The sequence below is a fragment of the Streptomyces sp. NPDC101194 genome (genome assembly GCF_044767885.1).
Lineage (GTDB): Bacteria > Actinomycetota > Actinomycetes > Streptomycetales > Streptomycetaceae > Streptomyces.
In genome coordinates this window covers 130,463-150,402 of sequence record NZ_JBIWOS010000003.1, presented here as the reverse complement: position 1 = coordinate 150,402, position 19,940 = coordinate 130,463, and the positions used below count along the sequence as shown (strand labels likewise).

18 protein-coding genes are annotated in these 19,940 nt (G+C 71.2%); 8 read left to right on the top strand and 10 right to left on the bottom strand.

Translation table 11 applies throughout. From position 1 onward, the window contains the following. Positions 1-47: 47 nt before the first annotated feature. A complete protein-coding gene (locus ACIRP2_RS13820) occupies positions 48-1,484 on the bottom strand; it encodes an MFS transporter (RefSeq protein WP_404249771.1) in 1,437 nt (478 codons plus the stop codon). 455 nt (positions 1,485-1,939) lie between these two features. Further along, the gene (locus ACIRP2_RS13815; RefSeq protein WP_404249769.1) at positions 1,940-3,493 is read right to left on the bottom strand and encodes a peptidoglycan-binding protein; all 1,554 of its coding nucleotides are present in this window, start codon (positions 3,491-3,493) and stop codon (positions 1,940-1,942) included. Between the two features lie 406 nt (positions 3,494-3,899). Between ACIRP2_RS13815 and ACIRP2_RS13810 the strand changes: the two genes are divergently transcribed. Genes ACIRP2_RS13810 through ACIRP2_RS13800 form a run of 3 tightly spaced genes read left to right on the top strand, consistent with a single transcriptional unit; the run spans position 3,900 to position 6,298 of the window. After that, complete coding sequence (locus tag ACIRP2_RS13810) at positions 3,900-4,133, top strand: acyl carrier protein (RefSeq protein WP_404249767.1); 234 nt, start codon at positions 3,900-3,902, stop codon at positions 4,131-4,133. Beyond that, the gene (locus ACIRP2_RS13805) at positions 4,130-5,380 is read left to right on the top strand and encodes a beta-ketoacyl-[acyl-carrier-protein] synthase family protein (protein WP_404249765.1); all 1,251 of its coding nucleotides are present in this window, start codon (positions 4,130-4,132) and stop codon (positions 5,378-5,380) included. Before ACIRP2_RS13810 ends, ACIRP2_RS13805 begins: the two co-directional genes overlap by 4 nt. 18 nt (positions 5,381-5,398) lie before the next feature. Next, positions 5,399-6,298 carry an alpha/beta fold hydrolase gene (locus ACIRP2_RS13800; RefSeq protein WP_404249763.1) on the top strand — a complete coding sequence of 300 codons (900 nt, stop codon included), beginning with the start codon at positions 5,399-5,401 and terminating at the stop codon, positions 6,296-6,298. Between the two features lie 118 nt (positions 6,299-6,416). Here ACIRP2_RS13800 and ACIRP2_RS13795 read toward each other — a convergent pair whose 3' ends face one another. Beyond that, positions 6,417-8,834, bottom strand: coding sequence for an endonuclease/exonuclease/phosphatase family protein (locus ACIRP2_RS13795; RefSeq protein WP_404249761.1), 2,418 nt, complete (start codon positions 8,832-8,834; stop codon positions 6,417-6,419). 328 nt (positions 8,835-9,162) lie between these two features. On the opposite strand from ACIRP2_RS13795, the gene ACIRP2_RS13790 reads away from it, so the two are divergent. Next, positions 9,163-9,972, top strand: coding sequence for an ArsR/SmtB family transcription factor (locus ACIRP2_RS13790; protein ID WP_404249759.1), 810 nt, complete (start codon positions 9,163-9,165; stop codon positions 9,970-9,972). A 247-nt stretch (positions 9,973-10,219) separates the two neighbouring features. Here ACIRP2_RS13790 and ACIRP2_RS13785 read toward each other — a convergent pair whose 3' ends face one another. Beyond that, complete coding sequence (locus ACIRP2_RS13785; protein ID WP_376216515.1) at positions 10,220-10,588, bottom strand: nuclear transport factor 2 family protein; 369 nt, start codon at positions 10,586-10,588, stop codon at positions 10,220-10,222. A gap of 292 nt (positions 10,589-10,880) precedes the next feature. Then, on the bottom strand, positions 10,881-11,333 hold the full coding sequence (locus tag ACIRP2_RS13780) for a DUF5709 domain-containing protein (protein WP_404249757.1): 453 nt from the start codon (positions 11,331-11,333) through the stop codon (positions 10,881-10,883). Between the two features lie 262 nt (positions 11,334-11,595). Between ACIRP2_RS13780 and ACIRP2_RS13775 the strand changes: the two genes are divergently transcribed. Beyond that, complete coding sequence (locus ACIRP2_RS13775) at positions 11,596-11,826, top strand: DUF6296 family protein (protein WP_404249755.1); 231 nt, start codon at positions 11,596-11,598, stop codon at positions 11,824-11,826. A gap of 21 nt (positions 11,827-11,847) precedes the next feature. Here the strand turns inward: ACIRP2_RS13775 and ACIRP2_RS13770 are convergent, their stop codons facing one another. Continuing rightward, a complete protein-coding gene (locus ACIRP2_RS13770) occupies positions 11,848-12,273 on the bottom strand; it encodes a cold-shock protein (protein ID WP_404249753.1) in 426 nt (141 codons plus the stop codon). Positions 12,274-12,385: 112 nt separating this feature from the next. After that, positions 12,386-13,261: a DMT family transporter gene (locus ACIRP2_RS13765; RefSeq protein ID WP_404249751.1), complete on the bottom strand. Its 876-nt coding sequence runs from the start codon at positions 13,259-13,261 to the stop codon at positions 12,386-12,388. Positions 13,262-13,391: 130 nt separating this feature from the next. Between ACIRP2_RS13765 and ACIRP2_RS13760 the strand changes: the two genes are divergently transcribed. After that, positions 13,392-14,567 carry a winged helix DNA-binding domain-containing protein gene (locus ACIRP2_RS13760; protein WP_404249749.1) on the top strand — a complete coding sequence of 392 codons (1,176 nt, stop codon included), beginning with the start codon at positions 13,392-13,394 and terminating at the stop codon, positions 14,565-14,567. A gap of 57 nt (positions 14,568-14,624) precedes the next feature. Here the strand turns inward: ACIRP2_RS13760 and ACIRP2_RS13755 are convergent, their stop codons facing one another. Continuing rightward, a complete protein-coding gene (locus ACIRP2_RS13755) occupies positions 14,625-15,467 on the bottom strand; it encodes a response regulator transcription factor (protein WP_404249747.1) in 843 nt (280 codons plus the stop codon). 171 nt (positions 15,468-15,638) lie between these two features. Here ACIRP2_RS13755 and ACIRP2_RS13750 point away from each other — a divergent pair, with 171 nt between their 5' ends. Then, positions 15,639-17,315, top strand: a complete 1,677-nt coding sequence (locus ACIRP2_RS13750; protein ID WP_404249745.1) for an AMP-binding protein — start codon at positions 15,639-15,641, stop codon at positions 17,313-17,315. After that, complete coding sequence (locus ACIRP2_RS13745) at positions 17,312-18,934, top strand: AMP-binding protein (RefSeq protein WP_404249743.1); 1,623 nt, start codon at positions 17,312-17,314, stop codon at positions 18,932-18,934. Before ACIRP2_RS13750 ends, ACIRP2_RS13745 begins: the two co-directional genes overlap by 4 nt. 81 nt (positions 18,935-19,015) lie before the next feature. Here the strand turns inward: ACIRP2_RS13745 and ACIRP2_RS13740 are convergent, their stop codons facing one another. Beyond that, positions 19,016-19,237: a hypothetical protein gene (locus ACIRP2_RS13740; RefSeq protein ID WP_404249741.1), complete on the bottom strand. Its 222-nt coding sequence runs from the start codon at positions 19,235-19,237 to the stop codon at positions 19,016-19,018. A 75-nt stretch (positions 19,238-19,312) separates the two neighbouring features. Further along, positions 19,313-19,867, bottom strand: a complete 555-nt coding sequence (locus tag ACIRP2_RS13735; RefSeq protein WP_404249739.1) for a GNAT family N-acetyltransferase — start codon at positions 19,865-19,867, stop codon at positions 19,313-19,315. Positions 19,868-19,940: the final 73 nt, after the last annotated feature.

The window sequence follows — 19,940 nt, the reverse complement described above, 5'->3', positions numbered from 1 at the left end:
GACAGGGGGAGGAGACCATCGTGTGGTGCGGCAGGCCCGGCGGCGGGTCAGCGCGCGGTCGCGGAACGGGCGGTTCGCTCCTCGGCGTCACGGTCCTGCGCGACGGCCTCGTCGGGGGACGCGGCCTTCGTCGGGTCCCACTTGATCGCCAGACAGGTGATCAGTCCGAGCAGCGGTACGACGGAGAGCACCAGGAAGGTGTCGGCGAGTCCGAGCGAGTCCTTGATCTGCGGGAAGACGTACAGCCCGACGACACTGCCGAAGCTGCCGACCATCCCGGTGACCCCGGTGCCGAGCGCGCGGACGTCACTGCTGTACGAGAGCGCGGCGATGGACTTGCCGTTGGCGCCGGGACCCGACGAGTGGCAGAGGATGAACAGCACCGGCAGCAGGAACGCCACGGCCGTGGGCACCTTCTCGAAGGTCAGCCCCATCGCGAGCAGCGCGACGAAGACCCCGGCGAAACCGGCGGCGGAGCTGAGCCGGAGCCCGAGCCGGCGGCCGAAGTACGCGGACAGCAGGCCGCCCGCGATACCGAAGGCGTTGAAGACCATCGAGCCGATGGTGGCCTTCTCGAAGCTCTCGCCGAAGATCGTCAGGCTGATCAGCGGGAGGTACCAGCCGACCGCGAAGTACTGCATCGACTGCCCGAGCGAGATCACGGAGGAGAGGATCGTGCGCGGCAGGTACTCGCCCTTGAAGAGCAGCCCGGCCTGGCGGAAGCCGATGGCGGGCGCCTCGGTGGCGGCGCGGGTCGCCTCGTCGGGCCTGCCGGCGACGGCCTCGATCCGGTAGATCTTGTCCAGGTTGACGACGGCCTCGTCCAGCCGGCCCTTGCTCGCCAGCCAGGTGGGGCTCTCCTTGAGCATCAGCCACTGGCCCACGAGCAGCGCGGCGGCGACGACCGCGGCCGAGCCGACCGACCAGCGCCAGATGTCCGCGCCGACGTCCAGGTTGAAGAAGAGCAGGGCGAGGGCGAGGTTGCTGGTGGTGGCGACGTACCACACGGCCTGCCACAGGTTCAGTCGCCCGCCCAGCTTCGCGGGCGTGTACTCGGCGAGCAGGGCCATGGCGACCGCGAAGTCGATGCCGTACGCGACACCCACCAGCACCCGGCCGAGCCAGACGACGGTGAAGTCACCGGCGAAGGCGGCGAGCAGGGCGCCCGCGATGGCGAACACCTTCGCGATGAGCAGTGGGGGAACGCGGCCGATCCGGGTGGCGAGCCAGCCGCCGAACGGATTGAAGATGATCGCCAGGGCCGGAGCGGTGGCCGTGAGGATCGAGACCTGGGTGCTGGTCAGCTCCATCTGGGACGTCATCGGTCCCAGACCGGCGCTCAGCGCGGCATTCGAATAGGCGTCGAGAAACAGCCCGCCGAACACGAGAAACCAGATGACTTGCGCCCGGCCGGTGATCTTTCCCAGCCCATCGATGAGCGCAACGACGTCGGCGACGCCTTTGACGCTCGGACGTTGTGCCATGAATCCGCCTTCGAGGAAGACCCATCGGCGGCACGGGGAGCACAAAAAAACAGGCATGACGAAACCACCGACAGGTGGTCTATGTCTGTGCCTGTCAAAACACTGCGGAAAGCGCCGCAGCACGTGAACTGCAAAGAATGCGAAGTACGCAGTGAGGTTAAGAACGAGTCAGCGGAAACGTCAAGGGTTTCCGGCAGGTTACCTAAACGTGACGCGGGGTTCGGCGGTACGGGTGGTGCCCCGGCGGCCTCGACGGCGCCGGGGCACCGAGCGTGTTCGACCGGATCGCGGACGGCGCCCGCTCGGCCGCCGCGGACAGGCCGTCCCGGTGGCTCTGCCGGGTCGGTGCGACGGCGACGGCGCCGTTCACGCGGACGTCGGCCGGGAGGAGGGCGTCGGCGCGCGCGAGGGCGGGGCGATGCGCGATCCGCACCACCCCGCCGTGAGTTCGTCCGTCAGCGGCCGGCCTGCAGCGCCGCCCAGGTGGCCGGGCCCGCGATGCCGTCGGCCGTGAGTCCCCGGCTCGTCTGGTAGCCGCGCAGCGCCGTCGCCGTCGCCGGGCCGAAGCTCCCGTCGATGTCCACGGTCGAGCCGAGCGCCGCGGTCAGTGAGCGCTGGAGCCTCTTCACCGCCTCGCCCGAACCGCCCTGCTGGAGTGTCGGTGCCGCACCGGCCGACAGCAGCGCGGTCCAGGTCCTGGCTCCGACGACACCGTCGGCGTCCAGCCCGTGGGCGGACTGATACGTCGTCACCGCGCTCTGCGTGGCGGGCCCGAAACTGCCGTCCACCGAGCCCGCCGGGTGCCCCTGCTCGCCCAGCAGCTGCTGAACGGCCTTGACCTGGGCACCCGTCGAGCCGCTGCGCTGGGTCGCGTACGCGGTGAAGCTCAGCCCGTCCCTGCTGTCGCCGCCACCGGTGGACCCGCCGACCAGCTCCATGTAGCGCGTCCAGTCCCAGTACGGTCCGGGGTCGGTGTGGTCGTTGCCCGGCGCCTCGCTGTGCCCGATGATGTGCGCCCGGTCCTTCGGGATCCCGTACCGGTCGCACAGGTACTTGGTCAGGGCCGCCGACGAGCGGTACATCGTGTCCGTGAACCAGGACGGGTCGTCGATGAACCCCTCGTGCTCGATGCCGAGCGCCGAGGCGTTCGCGCTCCGCGCGTGGTACGCGGTGTCGCTGTCACGCACCATCTGGGTGATCTGACCGTCGGAGGAGCGCACCACGTAGTGCGCGCTCACCTCCGCCACCGGGTCCTGGAACCAGTTGATCGAGCCCGCGTACGAGCCCTGTGTGACATGGACGATCACCTTGTCGATCTTCGCCGAGCGGCCGACGGTGAAGTTGTTCGCGTTGGCCGGCACCCAGAGCGCCGACGGATAGTCGGGGCTCTGGGCGCGCACCTCGGTGGCGGTGAGCGAACCCTTCAGGGGCGAGACGGGGCGGCCGGTCACCGAGATCCGCTCGCCGCCGGTGACGACGGCGTCGAGTCCGTCGGCCAGGAGGGTGTAGACGGTGTCCGCGTAGAGGGCCGCGGCGGGCCCCTGCGTGCCGCTGTACCGGGCGACGGCCGGGTACCAGGCGTTGATGTCGTCGCGCTCCCGGGCGTCGAGGCCCAACGTGTCCGCGTAGCGGCGCAGCACCGCGGCGCCGCCCAGGATGTTGGCCGCGGTGTCGCCGCGGAGGGCGGCCGGTCGCTCGCCGGTGAGAGCGGCGGCCCGTTCCAGAGTCCGGTTCAGGGGGTTGCTCACCAGATGCATCACTCCGTAGCCGTTCGCCTGACTGGGGCGCCCGGAGTGGCCGTCGAGACGGGTCTCGCCGTATCCGACGGCGGCGAGCAGATCACGTGGTACGTCGTACTTCGCGGCCGCGCGTGCGAACGCCCGGTTCATGGGGTGGTCGCCGGGCTGGGCGGCGAAGGCCGGGGTGCTTGCCGCGGCCAGTGCCGTGACGGTGAGGGCCGTTAGGGCGGATGCGCGTGCCCTTGTGTGGACGGCTGCTCGTCTGGGCATACCTGCTCCTGCTCTGTGGGGGGAGAAGAACGGCCCCCGGGCCCGAGTGGGGTGGGCCGAGGGGCCGAAGCCCGCACAGCGTATCGATGTGTTCAGGGCATGACAATCATCTCCCGGCGTGTCGAACTGCCTTTCACCCGGACGGAGTTGGGTCGCATGCCGAGCCCCCGCCCGACGACCGCTTCGGCGGCCACCGGGCAGGGGCCCGCACCCGCCGTGGCGCCGGTACGGCGCCAACCGGCGGATTCGTACACCTGCCCGGCCCCATCCGCACGAGGGAACGCGGACCGGAACCACCTTCGCGAAGGCGTATAAATGGTTCCTCCTGACCGGCCGGCGTCCCCCGAATGGCACTCACACCTCACGCGGCAGGGCGTCACCGCGTACAAGCGCGCAGGAGTGCCGCATGAGTACGGCAGATGAGATCAACACCTTGCTGGTGGCGAACTTCGGAACCGACCCCCTCGCCATCCGGCCCGAGATGTCACTCCGTCAACTCAGGCTGGACTCACTGGCTCTGGAGGAACTCCGGCTCCTCATCGAGGACCGGATGGGCGTCGATCTGGACGATGTCGAGCTGACCTCGCGGGACACCGTCGAAGCGCTCGTGGACGCCGTGCACCGCAAGGCCGCCGCATGACGGCCCGCCCCCACCGCCCCACGCCTTTCGCCGCCGCCGTCACCGGGATCGGCCTGGTCACCGCGGCGGGTACGGGGGTCGAGGCCACCTGGCGCACGGTCTCCGAGGCCGCCACCGCCCCCTCGGTTCTGCGGCGCACCGAACTCCTGGGCCTGCCCTGCGACTTCATGTACACCATCACCGGACTCGACACGAGTTCTCTGCTCGGGGTGGCCGCCGCGCGGCTGATGGACCGCTTCTCGCAGCTCGCCGTCCTCGCCGCGCGCGAGGCCGTCGCCGACGCCGGACTCGACCCCTCGGTCTGGGACAGCGGGCGGGTCGCCGTCGTCATCGGCTCCGCCCACGGCGGACTGCCCTTCTACGACGAACAGCACACCGTCCTCGCCGAGCGCGGCGCACGCCGCGTCTCCCCCAAGCTCGCCCCACTCACCGTCGTCAACGGCGCGGCCAGCAGCGTCGCCACCGATCTCGGCGCCCACGGCCCGAGCCAGTCCGTCTCCACCGCCTGCTCCTCCGGCACCGTCGCCATCGGCACCGCCCACCAGATGCTCCGTACCGGAGCCTGCGACATCGCCGTCGCGGGCGGCGCCGAATCGACCTGCTCCCGGCTGCTGATCGCCAGCGCCTGCCAGCTGAAGGCCGTCTCCACCAGACGCGAGGACCCCGAGGCGGCCTGCCGCCCCTTCGACACCCACCGGGACGGCTTCGTCGTCGGAGAGGGCGCCGGACTCCTCGTACTGGAACGGCCGGAACACGCCCGTGCCCGGGGCGCCACCGTCCGCGCCCACCTCGCCGGATACGGGGCCTCCAGCGACGCCCACTCCGCAGTCGCCCCGGACCCCGAGGGGCTGGGCATCGAGCGGGCGCTGCGCACCGCGCTCGCGGACGCCGGTGTCGGCGCCCCGGACATCGGCCATGTCAACGCCCATGGCACCTCGACCGTCTCCAACGACCTCATCGAGGCGACGATGCTGCGCCGGGTCCTCGGTGAGCACCCCCTGGTCACCTCGACGAAGGCGATGACCGGGCACACCCTCGGGGCGGCGGGCGGCATCGAGACCGTGCTGACCGTGCTGGCGCTCGAACACCAACTCGTGCCGCCCACCGTGAACCTCGATGCCCCCGACCCCGGGATTCCCCTCGAAGTGGTGCGCAAGGAGGCCCGGCGGGGAGTGTTCGACGTGGCCGTGAAGACCTCGCTCGGCTTCGGTGGCCACAACGCCGCACTCGTTCTCACCAGGGCCTGAGCGGAAGCGAGGACCATCATGGCCGAGGAGATCATTCGGACCCTGTCGGTGCACGGGCTGCGCTACGGCTACCGGGTCCTCCCGCAGCCCTCGCCCCGGACCGAGCCGGTCGTCGTACTCGGCGGGGCGCTCCAGGGAATGCACGGCTGGCCCCAGATGGACGATCATGTGGGGCCGCTCGCCTCCGTGGTCACCGCCGACCTGCCCGGTATGGGCGGCGCGGACCCGCTCCCGCCCGGCGCGGGCGACGATGTCCTGCGCGCCGCCGTCGCCGGGATCATCGACGACCTGGACGTGCCGAAGGTCAATCTGTTCGGCTTCTCCTACGGGACGTCGATCGCCTTCGGCTGCGCGCAGCAGCACCCCGGTCGTGTCGCCCGGCTGGCCCTCGGCGGTGTGCCCGCCCATATCAGCGACGGCCAGCGGACCCGGTGGGGCCGGGCCGTCGACCGGCTGGAGGCAGGCGACATGGAGGGGCTCGCCACTCTCGCCGCCGCCGCGCTGATGTGCCTGGATCCGGAACGCAAGGTGCACCGAAGGGATTTGGCGCAACGCTACGTCCGGCGTTCGTTCCTGTACGCCCTCACCCATTCGCCGCACGCCGCGCGGTCGCTGCACCGGGCGCTGGGACACCGGCCGGACTTCTCCGGCGGACTGGCCGGGGTACCGGCCCTCGTCTTCGCGGGCGAGCACGACACGGTGACCTCGCCCGAGCGGCAGCGCGCCTTCGCCGCCACCATCGAGGGCAGCCGGTTCGTCACGATCGACGAGTCCGACCACTGGGTCGTCCTGGAGCGCCCGGACGACGTCGCGGAGCTCGTCGCCCGCTTCTTCACCGATCGTCCGCTGGAGCCCGCGCCGGGGCCGGCCGCCCTGCCGCGCCAGTCGGCGGGCGCGCGGCCGGTGCCGAGGGCCTGAGAGCGGGACCGGGCACCGGCGCGGGCGGTGGTCCGCCCAGGAACGGCACGAGGGCGGGACCGACCGGCCGCCGGTCGGCCCCGCCCCACGGCCCGCGGCGTTCGCGCGGGCCCGGCGGTCAGTGCCCGTTGGCGCTCGGGGCGTTGACGTCCACCCGCACGACCTGCGGGTCGTGGTCGCTCGCCTGGTCGGCGAACTCCGCGTTGATGTGCACCACGTCGTAGTCGAAGCGACGGACGCCGGGGCTCGTCAGGATGTGGTCCAGCGTCTGCGAGTTGCCGTCGTACACATAGCTGTACTGCTCGCTCGCGGGCAACGTGGTGATCAGCGGCTTGAGCACCTTGCCGCTGGTCAGCGCGTCCATCGTCGGGGAGAAGGCGAAGTCGTTGAGGTCGCCGAGCGTGATGATCCGGGCCGAATCGTCGGCGGCAAGCAACGACTTGACGAAGGTGTTCACCTCCGTCGCCTGCTTCACGCGCTTCGTCTCGGAGCTGCGCCTCGGCTCCTGGTACCGGCCGTGCAGGGGCTGGTCGCCGCCCTTGGACGTGAAGTGGTTGCCGATGACGAAGACCGGCCTGCCGTGGAAGCGGAACTCTCCGACGAGCGGCTTGCGGCTGTCCGCCCACGCGTCGCTGGTCGGGGAGATCCGGCCGGGCGACGCCGAGAGCGTCACCCCCTTCTTCGTCGGCACGGCGGTCACGGCGGTGGTCGCGTCGCCGCCCGCGCGGTCCACGAAGTCGACCCTCTCGGGATTGAAGAGGAAGACGTTGCGGATGTTGCCGCCCGGTTCACCGCCGTCCTTGTTGTTCTCGGGGGAGATGTACCGCCACGCGTACCGGGGGCCGCCCGCGGCGACGATCGCGTCGGTGAACCGCTTCAGCGTCGCCTCGGAACCGACCGTGCCGTCGTTCACCGCGCCGTTGTCGTCCTGGATCTCCTCCAGCGACACGATGTCCGGGGAGGAGAGGTTGGTCGCGACGCCCTCGGCGAGGGTGTCGAACTTGGCCTGCTCGTCCAGCGCGTCCAGGTTCTCCACGTTGTACGTGGCGACGGCGAGCTCGTTGCCCCTCTGCTTGCGGGTGATCTCCCGCCGCAGGTGGTTGTCGGTGAGCGTGCCGAGTTCGGTGGCCTGGAGGTTGTAACCGCCGAACGACGCGTAGTCCATGACGCCGGTCGTGGCTCCGGACAGCACGTCGCCCACGTCGGCGACGGGGACCGGCTTGGCCGGGTCGAGGGACACCACCTTGATGCGGCCGGTGTTCTGGTCGTCGTACGAGGAGTACAGCGTGCCGCCCCGCCGGGTCCGGTTCTCGTCCGGCTTGACGGTCACCCACACCTCGTCGTACGCGGTCGTCGCGCCCGTCACCCGCGTGTCGGAGATCCGGACACGGGTGCCTTCGAGCGACTCGTAGAGGTCGAGGGCGTACGCCGAGGGGTCGAGGGCCAGCGAATCGATCGAACCGCCCTCCGCCGAAGGGGCGTAGGCGTCCGGTACCGAGGCCGCGTCGAGCACGACCGGGGCCGGCAGCGCGTTGCCCGAGGACAGCACCGTCGTCTTCGGGGCGGTGATCTCGGTGATCGACTGGGTGGTCGACGAGGGGTAGTACTCGTCCACCTTGCCGCTGACCAGCACCGAGTCGCCCACGGCGACCTCCGGAGCGGTGGAGCCGGTGAAGACGAACACGCCCTCGCTGGTGCGGGGGTCGGTGTCCGGCGCGGTGTCCTGGATCCAGAAGCCGCGCGAGCCGGTGGTCCGTACGCCGGTGACGATGCCGGGCACCCCGGTCACCGACCGGCCCTTGAGGGGTGAGACCCGGGTGGTGCCCTGGATGTCGTGGATCCGGACGGTGCCGGGCTCGGTCGGACCGCCGGGGTCCACCGGGCCGGAGCCGCCGGACGTCTCACCGGCCGAGTTGACCGGTGTCGGCTCGCCGGCGGTGAAGTCGGCGGCGTTGTCATCGGTGTCGGCGAGGGACGCACCGCGCGCCACCGAGAAGGTGTTCGACGCTCCCGCGGCCGGGCCGCTGCCCTCCCGCACGACCGCGGAGCCGTAGCCCACGAGGTCCACGATCCGGGTGTCGGCCGCACAGTCGGCAGCCGTCTTGCAGGTCAGCGGGGTCGTGCCGGAGACGAGCGCGACGGTGCCGCCGCCCGCTGCCATCGCGATCGTGCCGGTGGTGTCCGGCGTCGGCAGCGCGACGGTGCCGCCGGTGCCCGCGGCCTGGGCGACGAGATAGCGGCCACCGGGGGCGATGGAACCGCTCAGTGCGGAAACCTGCCACAGCGATCCGGCGGACGGGGCGGCGGGCAGGTACTGGACGCTGAAACCGGACAGGTCGTAGCCGGCGGAACCGGCGTTGGCCAGCTCGATGAAGTCGCGGCTGAGTGTGGCGCCCGAATTGCCCCCACCGCCGTACACCTCGGAGATCACGGCGGTCGAGGACGGAGCCGCGAATGCGGCGGGCAGCGCGGTGGCCGAGAGTGTGACGGCGACGGCGCCGGCCAGCAGGACGGAACGGGGTCTGGATTTGTGCACGGTGAGCTGCTCCCGAAGTGTGGTGAGGGCAAAAGCTATGCGCGTAGAACCGGCTGTGACAAGACATCAGAAGTTAATTCCAGAAATCGCTCCGGCGGCCGGGAGGCGTTGCGTGCGAGCGGCGAGCGGCGAGGGGCGAGGGGCGAGCGGCGAGCGGCGTCGAGGAGCGGGGGTGTCCTCCGGCTGCCGCCGGCGGATGGTGGCCGCCCGCCGGGGGTCCGGCTCGTGAGGGGTCCCGTGGCTCCGGCTCGACGCGCAACCAAGGGGTTGCCTATGGTGGAGGAGAAGGTGGGGGAGCGAACGGGCGAGGGTGGTCCCGATGGCGGCGATGGACCCGGTATTCAGGGCGCTCGCCGATCCGAGCCGCCGGGAGATCCTCGACCGGCTCGACGCGCGGGGCGGCCAGACCGTGCGCGAGTTGGGTGCGGGCCTGGGCATGAGCCGGCAGGCGGTGAGCAAACATCTGGCGGTGCTGGAATCGGCGCTGCTGGTCACCGTCGTGCGCCGGGGGCGGGAGAAGCTGCACTACCTCGACCCGGTGCCCATCCAGGAGCTTGCCGACCGCTGGACCGGCCGGTACGGACGACACCGTCCGCCCGCACCGTCCCGCGTCGAGCAGAGTCTGGAAGGAACGGTCATGGGCAAGCCCGAGTTCGTCTACGCCATCTACATCCAGACCACCGCCGAGAATCTCTACCGGGCGCTGACCGACCCCGGGGCCATCAGGATCTACATGGGTGGATACGGCCCCGAGTCGACCTGGGAGGTCGGCGCGCCGGTTCGGTGGAAGATGGATCCGGACGGTGAGTTCGAGGAGGTCGGCCAGCGCGTCCTGGCGGCGGAGCCCGGCCGGCGGCTCTCGTACACCTGGCACACCCTGCAGCCCATGCACCGTCAGATGTTCGACTTCGCCTCGGACGAGGAGTGGGAGAAGGCCGTCCGGGAGCGGTCGAAGGTGACCTTCGACATCGAGCCCGCCGACGAGCCCGAGCTGGGTATCAGACTGACGGTCACCCACGACGGCTTCGACAGCCCGGACAGCAGGATGCTGGAGGGTGTCAGCGACGGCTGGATCGCGATCCTCTCCTCGCTCAAAACCCTTCTGGAGGGCGGGAGGTTCCTCGACGAGCCGGCCTGACTCCGCGCTGCCCCGGCGTCGGCCCCGGTGTGGCGCGTCCGCCACGGGGCCGCCGGACGAGCAGCGCCCCCCTCGGTCCCGTCCTCGACGGGGAACCTTGTCGAGGACGGGACCGAGGGGGCGAAGAGCCGCCGCGCCCGCGTCGCGGGACTCGCCCGGCGCGGGCGGCTGAGGAGCCGTCCATGGAACGGACGGCCCGTCGGACGGCCGGTGCGTTCGGCGCCGGCCGGACTCTCCTGTCGGAGGATCAGGCTCCGGGCACGCGGTCGAGGAAGCCGCTCACCGAGGCGATGCGTCCGTCCTCGGCGAGGGTCAGCACGTCCGACCCGGCGACGGGCGCCGAGCCGTCGGCGGTGGAGACCAGTTCCCAGCTGAAGCGCACGATGTCGTGGTGCCCGTCCGGGGTGCCGGTCGGCCGGAACTCGAAGCCGGGGAACTGCTGGTGGGCTCCGTTGATCGTGGCCGTGAGCTCCTCGTGGCCGCGCACGTCCGCCAGCGGGTCGGTGTAGGTGGCGCTCTCCGTGAAGGCGGCCGCCACGGCCTTCTCCAGGTCCTCGGGGGTGGCCGCGTTCCAGGCGACGAAGTAGCGCTGAACGGCGTCCTCGTATGCGGTCATCGTGCTGTCCTCTCCTCGCGTCCCGACCCCTGGGGCCGGGCTCCCGTCTGCAGGTGAGGAACACGATGTCCGATGGCGCGGAAAGCGTCGATTACCTCCGAGGTCATGGCTCGGACCTCGCAGGCGAGGTGTCACATCGCGGTGGAGCGGACACGAGGAATTGCGGTGAGCAAGGGCGCCGTTGTGCACGGGCTCCGGTCCGAAGAAGTGCCGGCGTGCTGAAGGAGGCGGTGCGTAACTCCCTCGGCGCGAGGGTGCGTCGGTGCGGCGAGGAGGCGGAGGCGGAGCCTCCTCAGATCTGGCTGTCCGGGACCACGTGCATGGCCGCTTCCTCGGCCGACGCCGCCGCTCCGTCGATCCCGACGTCCTCGGCCGCCAGGGTGTCCGGCTCGTTGATGTCCAGCTGCCGGGTGAGCCTGCCGGCGCGTACCGTACCGACCTCCCCGTCCCACAGTTCGCCGTCACCGTCGGAGAGATCGCCCAGGCCGTCGCCGGTGATCTCGGAGACCTCGGGCAGCTCCCGGGCCAGGCGGCTCTCCAGCGGCTCGCCGCTGTGCTGTTCGGCGGCCGTGGTGCCCTGGTCCTCCACCGCCCATGGCCGCTCGGGCGGGGAGTAGCCCTCGTCGAGCAGATCGGTCAGGCCCCGGTTGTCCAGGGTGTCCTCGATGTCGAGCTGCTCGGCGAGGTCGGAGGCCTCAGGCTGCTGGGGCTGGTAGACATCGTCTCCCATGTCGGCATCCTTCATGGTGTGTCCCTTCCCGGCTCCTGGGTCCCGGTCGCACATGCCGCGCACGCGAACCGGGGGAAAGGGGGCGTATCTGTGCTGTGTGCCCGATTGCCGTCGAACCGCCCGTATGGCTTCAGGATAAGTGGACCGGGCATGGGCCCGCAGCCGTGGACCGTCGGCCGGGCACGACGGGCCGGTCCGAGGCAGGATGGAAGGTGCAGGAGAACGGGGGAAGGCGCGGGCGGACCTGTCCCGCGCCGTCCGTATCGGGAGAACCGCCATGGATTACCCGGAGAGCTACCAGTTGGTATTTCAGGCGTCGGCTGTCGAGGACGACACGGTGACCGTCCGGCGTACGGAACAGTCGGGCGCGGGCGGGTATCCGATCTACGAGGACGAGACCGGAATCGTGCGTGCGGAGATCAGCGACCGCGGGGAGGTACGCATGATCGCCAGCGGCGGACACCAGGTGCTGGGCACCCCGCTGGTGGTGCGGGAGCCGACCGCCTGAATCTCGTGCGGGGGTGTGCCGTCAGCCCTCGGTCCAGCCATGGTTCTTGGCGAACTGCAGCAACCCGCCCCGGATCTGCAGAATCTGAGCACCCGTCAGTGAGGGGGCGGACTCTAGCAGGACCTCGGTCACCGCTCTGGTGTACTCGGCCGCGCCGAGGACGTCGCACAGCGTGTCGTCGTCCACGGATCCGGCGATGCCGACCGCGGCGGGCCGCGGGGGAGTCAGCGGCCTCCCGTCGGGGCCCTCGGCGAGCCGGACGGACGACGCCTTCAGCCCCCGCTCACCGTCCTCGATCTCGAACTCGACCGCCGTGCCCGTGTGCACATAGGACTCGGGGATCAGCATGTCGTTGACATGGAGGAACACGTCCTCACCGCCGTGATCGGGTGCGATGAAGCCATATCCCCGTGCGCTGTCGAACCGCACCACGCGACCGGAAACCACACCAACCCCCAAGGAAGAACCGGGCCCCTCGCCCCTCGCCACACATGGTTCGACCGGAGAATAGCCCCGCGAGGCCGGACCACGCGACCGGATCCCGGTAATCGCGGCGGGCTCACCGGAGCCCGCGTTCGGGCGGCGGCGCGGTCCCGGACGCCAGTGGGGAGCGGGCCAGTTCGACACAGCCCACCGTGATCAGGGCGATCGCGACCAGTTCGGGCAGCACCCACCACCCGGTGCGCAGCTCCTCGCCGAAGAGCGTCACCCCGTACACGACGCTGATCAGTGCGTCGCCGAGGGTCAGCGGCGGCTGGACGGCGACCAGCATCCCGGCCTGGAGGGCGTTCTGGAGAAGGAACAGCGAGCCCACTCCGGCCGCCGCGGTGGCGTACAGCTGCCAGGACGTGAGGAGTGCCGTCGCTCCGCCGCCCCCTTCGAGCCGTGCCATGGCGTCCTTCATGAGCGCGGCCGTGAGCGCGTACCCACAGGCAGCGGCGAGGCCGAGCAGCGCCCCCCGGGGGTTGCCGCGCGTGCTCAGGGCCGCACCGATCAGCACGGCCTCGAAGATGCCGGTCAGGATGAGTGCGGGCACCCAGACGGCGCCGTGCACGGACGTGCCGCCGCCGCCGGGTGCCGCCGAGGCCATGCCCAGGGCCAGCCCCAGGGTCACCGCCGCCACCGCGTACCAGAGCGACCGGGGCAGTCGGACCCGCATGACGAACCCGGCCATCAGCAGCGTGGCCGGCAGTTCGATCACGAAGATCGGCTGGACCACGGCGATCGGACCGGTGGCCAGCGCCACCGCCTGGCAGACGGCCGCGACGATCACCAGGCCGATCCCGGCGAGCCACACCCGCCGTCGCAGCAGATGCCCGATCAGCGCCAGACGCATCGCCTCGCTGTCGGGGACGGTGCGGGCGGCGCGGCGCTGGAGGACGGAGGCAGCGCCGTTGCTGAACGCGGTCAGGACGGCGAACAGGACACTGATCACCCGCCCATGATGCGGGCGGGCGGCCCGCGATCCCGGGTCCTGCGGTCCGGCGGCATGGCGGGACGCAATACCCCGGTCCCGGCCACCATGCGGACCGAAGTCGTCCGCGAGTCCACGTAGCGTGCCGTGCATGTCAGCGAAGAAGAACCCCGTCGCGCCCGCCGTGCTCTCCCCTCGCGCGCTGGGCCGCGCCACGCTGGAACGCCAGCTGCTGCTGCGCCGGGCCACGATGTCCGCGAAGGGCGCCGTCGAGCATCTCGTCGGTCTCCAGGCGCAGAACACCAGGCCGCCGTACTTCCAGCTCTTCGCCCGCCTCGACGGATTCGACCCGGCCGAGCTCGCCGGGCTGATGGAGTCCCGCGAGGCGGTGCGCATCGTCACCCTGCGCTCCACCATCCACCTGCACACCGCCGCCGACGCGCTCACCCTGCGCCCGCTGGTCCAGGCGGCGCGCGACCGGGAGCTCAGGACGTTCCGCAAGGGGCTCGTCGGAGTGGACCCGGACCGGCTCGGCGCGATCGCCAGGAAGGCCGTCGAGGAGCGGCCCCGTACCCCTCGGGAGATCCGCGAGACACTGCTCGCCGAGTGGCCCGACGCCGACCCGCAGTCCCTGGGCGTGGCCGCCCGCTGTCTGCTGCCGCTGGTCCAGGTCACCCCGCGCGGGGTGTGGGGCAGGAGCGGAGAGGTCGCGCTGACCACCGTCGAACACTGGCTCGGCAGGCCGTCCGGGCCGGTGCCCGCACCCGATGCCACCGTGCTGCGCTACCTCGGCGCCTTCGGGCCCGCCTCCGTCCGGGACATGCAGGCATGGGCCGGACTGACCCGGATGCGCGAGGTCTTCGAACGGCTGCGGCCCCGGCTCATCACCTTCCGGGACGAGAACGGCGTCGAGCTCTTCGACCTGCCCAACGCCCCGCGCCCCGACGAGGACACCCCGGCTCCGCCGCGCTTCCTGCCCGAGTTCGACAATGTGCTGCTGGGCCACGCGGACCGTTCGCGCGTGATCCCGCCGCGGTACCGGGGGCGCAACGGGAACGGCAACCAGGCGTACGGCAGCGTGCTGGTCGACGGATTCCTCGCCGCGATCTGGCGGTTCGGTGACGGGTCCGGGACGCGTTCCGATTCCGGCCGGGCGGCGGCCCTGACCGTGCAGCCGCTCGGCCGGCTGAGCCCGGCCGAGCGCGACGCCGTCACCGATGAGGCCGTACGGATGCTCGCCACCATGACGAGGGCCGGGGCGAACACGGGCACCGACGCGGACGGCTACGACATCCGGTTCGCGACGTTCGTCGACTTCGGGCCCTGAGCGGCGAACGGTGCGCGACTCCTGGTGCGACGGCCGCGGTCCGGCCGCGCGCACCCCCTACGGCAGCAGCCCCGCGCGCCGCGCCGCCACCACCGCCTCCAGACGCGTGTGCGCCCCCAATTTGCGCATCGCCGAACGCAGATACCCCTTCACGGTCTCCGGCCGCAGCCCCAGCCGCTCCGCCGCCACCGCGTTCGTCGTTCCCGCGGCCACACACGCCAGCACGTCCACCTCGCGCGGTGCCAGGTGCACCTCGCAGGGTTTCGGCGCACGGGTCCCGGCCGCCGAGGCGAGCCGCCCGCACACCGCGAGCAACTCGTCGCGCAATGCCGGGTCGATGACCTTCGGGACCAGCGCGCGCAGTTCGCGATGGGCCTCGCGGACGTCCTCCCAGGCCCCCGGCGCGGCCCTCGGGTCCGTGACCTGCTCCCGCGTCACGGCCAGAAGCTGCTGCACCTCGTCGCGCACGACCAGGGCCTGCTCCACATCACGGGCGGCGGCGACCGCCGCGTCGAACGTACGGTCCCCGAGCGTGACCGGCTCGCGCAGCGCCCCGTACAGCACGCCGCGCACCCTGCGCCGCACGACGACGGGCACCGCGACCACCGAGCGCAGCCCCTCCGCGGCGACCGCCATGTCGTACTCGTGGCTGATGTGGCGCGAGGTGCGGTAGTCGGTCACCGCGCACGGCCGGGACAGGGCGATCGACTTGCCGCCCAGCCCGCTGCCCGCCGAGATGACGAGCCCGCGCAGGGCGCCGGTCTGCGCCCCGTTCAGCTCGGCGATCCGGGCATGCCGGGCATCCGAGAGCAGCCCGCCGAAGGCGACGGGCACCCCGCTGGTCCGGCGCAGCCGCAGCAGCGCCGCTTGCATCTCCACCGCATCGACGGATTCCGGCACGCTGACGCCTTTCTGCCCGGCCCCCGGGGCCCGGCGGCCTCCCGGGCAGGACCTGAAGACCTCGGCCGGACCGGGGCCCTTGCGGCTGCACCCCCGTTCGGGGGTGGTGAGACCTCGGTCACTGTTTACATGATGTTAAGCGACCGGTCCGGTCCGCAATGAGGAGGGCACATGTCGGCAACCAGCGCGACGGAGACGTTCCGGGCCGCCCGGGACTTTCTGCTGCGGCACCGCGAGGACTACCACGCCGCCTACGAGGGCTTCCGCTGGCCGCGGACGGACCACTTCAACTGGGCGCTCGACTGGTTCGACGCCATCGCCGAGAACAACGACCGCACCGCCCTGCACATCGTGGAGGAGGACGGCGGCCGTACCGAGGTGTCCTTCGCGCGGATGTCCGCCCGCTCCAACCGGGCCGCGAACTGGCTGCGCGCCCAGGGGGTGCGGGCCGGGGACCGGATCCTCGTCATGCTCGGCAACCAGGTCGAGTTGTGGGAGACCGCCCTCGCCGCGATGAAGCTGCGTGCCGTCGTCATCCCCGCCACGCCCCTCCTCGGCCCGGTCGATCTCTGCGACCGGGTGGAACGCGGACGGGTCAGGCACGTTCTGGTGCGGGACACCGACACCGCCAAGTTCGCGGAGGTACCCGGCGACTACACCCGGATCGCCGTCGGCGCGGACGTGCCCGGCTGGCTGTCCTACACCGGCGCCGACGAGCAGCCGGAGACCTTCGCGGCGGACCGGGAGACGGACGCCGACGAGCCGCTGATGCTGTACTTCACCTCCGGCACGACCGCCAGCCCCAAGCTCGTCGAGCACACCCACGTCTCTTATCCCGTGGGCCATCTGTCGACGATGTACTGGATCGGCCTCAAGCCCGGGGACGTCCACCTCAACATCTCCTCGCCCGGCTGGGCCAAGCACGCCTGGTCCAACCTCTTCGCGCCCTGGAGCGCCGAGGCGACCGTCTTCATCTTCAACTACACCCGCTTCGACGCGGGCCGGCTGATGGCCGAGATGGACCGCTCGGGCGTCACCAGCTTCTGCGCCCCGCCCACCGTCTGGCGGATGCTGATCCAGGCCGACCTCTCCCAGCTGAAGACCCCGCCGCGCGAGGTCGTCGCGGCCGGTGAGCCGCTGAACCCGGAGGTCATCGAGACGGTGCGACGCACGTGGGGCGTCACCATCCGGGACGGCTTCGGCCAGACCGAGACCGCCGTCCAGGTCGCCAACACCCCCGGGCAGCTGCTGAAGGCCGGCTCGATGGGACGGCCCAGCCCCGGTTTCAGGGTCGAGCTCCTCGATCCGGTCACCGGCGAGCCGGGCGCGGTCGAGGGCGAGATCTCCCTCGATCTCTCCGCGCGTCCGGTGGGTCTGATGACCGGGTACCACGGCGACCCGGAGCGGACCGCCGAAGCCATGGCGGGCGGCTACTACCGCACCGGTGACATCGGCTCCCGCGACGAGGACGGTTACATCACCTACGTCGGCCGGGCCGACGACGTCTTCAAGGCGTCGGACTACAAGATCTCGCCGTTCGAGCTGGAGAGCGCCCTGCTGGAGCACGAGGCGGTGGCCGAGGCCGCGGTGGTACCGGCCCCCGATCCGGTACGGCTCGCGGTGCCGAAGGCGTACGTCGTGCTCGCGGAGGGCTGGGAGCCCGGACCCGACACGGCGAAGGTGCTGTTCGAGCACTCCCGCGCGGTCCTCGCCCCGTACAAGCGGATCCGCCGGCTGGAGTTCGCCGAGCTGCCCAAGACCGTGTCCGGCAAGATCCGCCGCATCGAGCTGCGCGAGCGCACGGCCCGCGGCACCGGCACCGAGTACGACGAGGGGGATCTGCGATGAGCGAGCTGTCCTACGCGCACGGCACCGGGACCACGGCGCTGCTCGACGACACCGTCGGACGCAATCTCGACCGCGCCGTCGCGGCGTTCGGCGAGCGTGAGGCGCTCGTCGACGTCGTGTCCGGACGACGTTGGACGTATGCCGAATTCGGCGCGGCCGTCGACGAGCTGGCCCGTGCGTTGATGGCGTCGGGGGTGGCCAAGGGGGACCGGGTCGGCATATGGGCGATCAACTGCCCCGAGTGGGTGCTGGTGCAGTACGCCACCGCCCGCGTCGGCGCCGTCATGGTCAACGTCAACCCGGCCTACCGGGCGCACGAGCTGGAGTACGTCCTGAAGCAGGCCGGGATCTCGATCCTGGTCGCCTCGCTCTCGCACCGCACCAGTGACTACCGCGCGCTGGTCGGGCAGGTCCGTGCCGACTGCCCCGCCCTGCGCGCCGTGCACTACATCGGCGACCCGAGCTGGGACGAGCTGATGGCCATGGCGGGATCGGTCACGGTCGAGCAACTCGCAGCCAGGGAAGCGGAGTTGTCCTGCGACGACCCGATCAACATCCAGTACACGTCCGGTACCACCGGCTTCCCGAAGGGCGCCACCCTCTCCCACCACAACATCCTCAACAACGGCTACTTCGTGGGGGAGTTGGTCGCCTACACCGAACAGGACCGGGTCTGTCTGCCCGTCCCCTTCTACCACTGCTTCGGCATGGTCATGGGCAACCTCGGCATCACCTCGCACGGTGCCTGCATCGTGATCCCGGCCCCGGCCTTCGAGGCCGCCGCCGTGCTCACGGCCGTGCAGCAGGAGCGCTGCACCTCGTTGTACGGCGTGCCCACCATGTTCATCGCGGAGCTGAACCTGCCCGACTTCGCCTCCTACGACCTCTCCTCGCTGCGCACCGGCATCATGGCCGGATCGCCGTGCCCGGTCGAGGTGATGAAACGGGTCGTCGCCGAGATGCACATGGACGAGGTGTCCATCTGTTACGGCATGACGGAGACCTCGCCGGTCTCCACCCAGACCCGTCGCGACGACGACCTGGAGCGCCGCACCGGTACCGTCGGCCGGGTCATGCCGCACCTCGAGGTCAAGGTCGTCGACCCGGTGACCGGCGTGACCCTGGAGCGTGGTTCGGCGGGCGAACTCTGCACCCGCGGCTACAGCGTGATGCTCGGATACTGGGAGGAGCCCGAGCGCACCGCGGAGGCGATCGACGCGGGCCGCTGGATGCACACCGGGGATCTCGCGGTGATGCGGGAGGACGGCTATGTACAGATCGTCGGCCGGATCAAGGACATGATCATCCGCGGTGGCGAGAACGTGTATCCGAGGGAGGTCGAGGAGTTCCTCCACCGGCACCCGAAGGTCGCGGATGTGCAGGTGGTGGGCGTACCGGACGACACGTACGGCGAGGAGGTCCTGGCCTGCGTCATCCCGAGGGACCCGGCGAACCCGCCGAGCCTGGAGGAGGTGAGGGACCACTGCCACGGGCAGTTGGCGCATTACAAGATCCCGCGCCGTCTGCAGATCCTGGAGACCTTCCCGATGACGGTCAGCGGGAAGGTCCGGAAGATCGAACTGCGGGAGGCCTACGGCCGCCAGGATCGGGCCGGATGAGCGAGGGGTGCGCGAGCCCGGCCCGACCCGGACGAGAGGCTCCGGGGCCGGGCGTTCACGCAGGGATTCCCCGCGGCGTCGTCAGGCGGCCTCGATGATGTCGCCGGCGACGCCCCGGGTCGCCGCCGCCCATTCGATCAGCAGTACCTCGTAGGCGGCGGACTCCACGGAGGACCAGTCCTGGCCGGCTCGCGCGTCGACCAACGCCCGTATCGCCTCGTTCGCCTGGGCGGCGGACGGGACCACGGGGCGGGTGGTGTGCGAGGGGTCGGTGGGTGGCATGTGCCGTGGAGTTAAAGCCATGCCCCTACCTTAAGGCCCGCCACCGACAACCGACCGAACATTTGTGGCCCCTGGCCCGAACGTGACCGATCGCACTCACTGTTGCCGGTCGGTTCCGCTGGGGAACGACCCGTGCGCGGCGTGCGGGATCTCGCGTCGCATGCAGACCCTGGGCCAGCGGTCCAGGCCGTGTTCGGCCTCCTCCGCCCTGATCTTCCGCAGGCCGTCGGTGAGTTCGGTGTCCATGAGCACGCGGAAGCCGAGCCGGGTGTAGTAAGGGGCGTTCCACGGCACGTGGGAGAAGGTCGTCAGCGTGAGCGCCTCCAGTCGTCGGCCGGCGGCCCACTCGGCGAGGTGGTCGATGAGTGTGCTGCCCAGGCCGCGTCGTGCGGCGGAGGGGTGGACGGACACCTGCTCGATGTGGGCCGCGCCCTCGACCGGGTCGGCGATCAGATAGCCGACCGGGCGGTCACCGGCGTCCGCGGCCACCCAGGCGCGACCGGCCCGGCGGTAGTCGTCCAGCAGGTCGAGCGCCGGCGGGTCGTCGTCCGCGATGGCGGACATGCCGAGCGCGCGGAACGGTTCACCGGCGGCACGCTCGATGTCCTGCAGCAGTGGAAGATCGGAGCGGCGGGCGGTACGGATGCGCATGCGGCAAGTATGGCGCTCCCGGAAGGTGTGGACCGACCGGCGCATGGCGTGGTGCGCCGGGTGCCGGCCGGTC

Bases quoted from the DNA above. Each gene is read 5' to 3' on its own strand.
- ACIRP2_RS13750 (WP_404249745.1), top strand. From the start codon at position 15,639: ATGTCGGCAACCAGCGCGACGGAGACGTTCCGGGCCGCCCGGGACTTT.
- ACIRP2_RS13745 (WP_404249743.1), top strand. From the start codon at position 17,312: ATGAGCGAGCTGTCCTACGCGCACGGCACCGGGACCACGGCGCTGCTC.
- ACIRP2_RS13760 (WP_404249749.1), top strand. From the start codon at position 13,392: ATGTCAGCGAAGAAGAACCCCGTCGCGCCCGCCGTGCTCTCCCCTCGC.
- ACIRP2_RS13810 (WP_404249767.1), top strand. From the start codon at position 3,900: ATGAGTACGGCAGATGAGATCAACACCTTGCTGGTGGCGAACTTCGGA.
- ACIRP2_RS13800 (WP_404249763.1), top strand. From the start codon at position 5,399: ATGGCCGAGGAGATCATTCGGACCCTGTCGGTGCACGGGCTGCGCTAC.
- ACIRP2_RS13780 (WP_404249757.1), bottom strand. From the start codon at position 11,333: ATGAAGGATGCCGACATGGGAGACGATGTCTACCAGCCCCAGCAGCCT.
- ACIRP2_RS13820 (WP_404249771.1), bottom strand. From the start codon at position 1,484: ATGGCACAACGTCCGAGCGTCAAAGGCGTCGCCGACGTCGTTGCGCTC.
- ACIRP2_RS13790 (WP_404249759.1), top strand. From the start codon at position 9,163: ATGGACCCGGTATTCAGGGCGCTCGCCGATCCGAGCCGCCGGGAGATC.
- ACIRP2_RS13735 (WP_404249739.1), bottom strand. From the start codon at position 19,867: ATGCGCATCCGTACCGCCCGCCGCTCCGATCTTCCACTGCTGCAGGAC.
- ACIRP2_RS13815 (WP_404249769.1), bottom strand. From the start codon at position 3,493: ATGCCCAGACGAGCAGCCGTCCACACAAGGGCACGCGCATCCGCCCTA.
- ACIRP2_RS13775 (WP_404249755.1), top strand. From the start codon at position 11,596: ATGGATTACCCGGAGAGCTACCAGTTGGTATTTCAGGCGTCGGCTGTC.
- ACIRP2_RS13785 (WP_376216515.1), bottom strand. From the start codon at position 10,588: ATGACCGCATACGAGGACGCCGTTCAGCGCTACTTCGTCGCCTGGAAC.
- ACIRP2_RS13805 (WP_404249765.1), top strand. From the start codon at position 4,130: ATGACGGCCCGCCCCCACCGCCCCACGCCTTTCGCCGCCGCCGTCACC.
- ACIRP2_RS13740 (WP_404249741.1), bottom strand. From the start codon at position 19,237: ATGGCTTTAACTCCACGGCACATGCCACCCACCGACCCCTCGCACACC.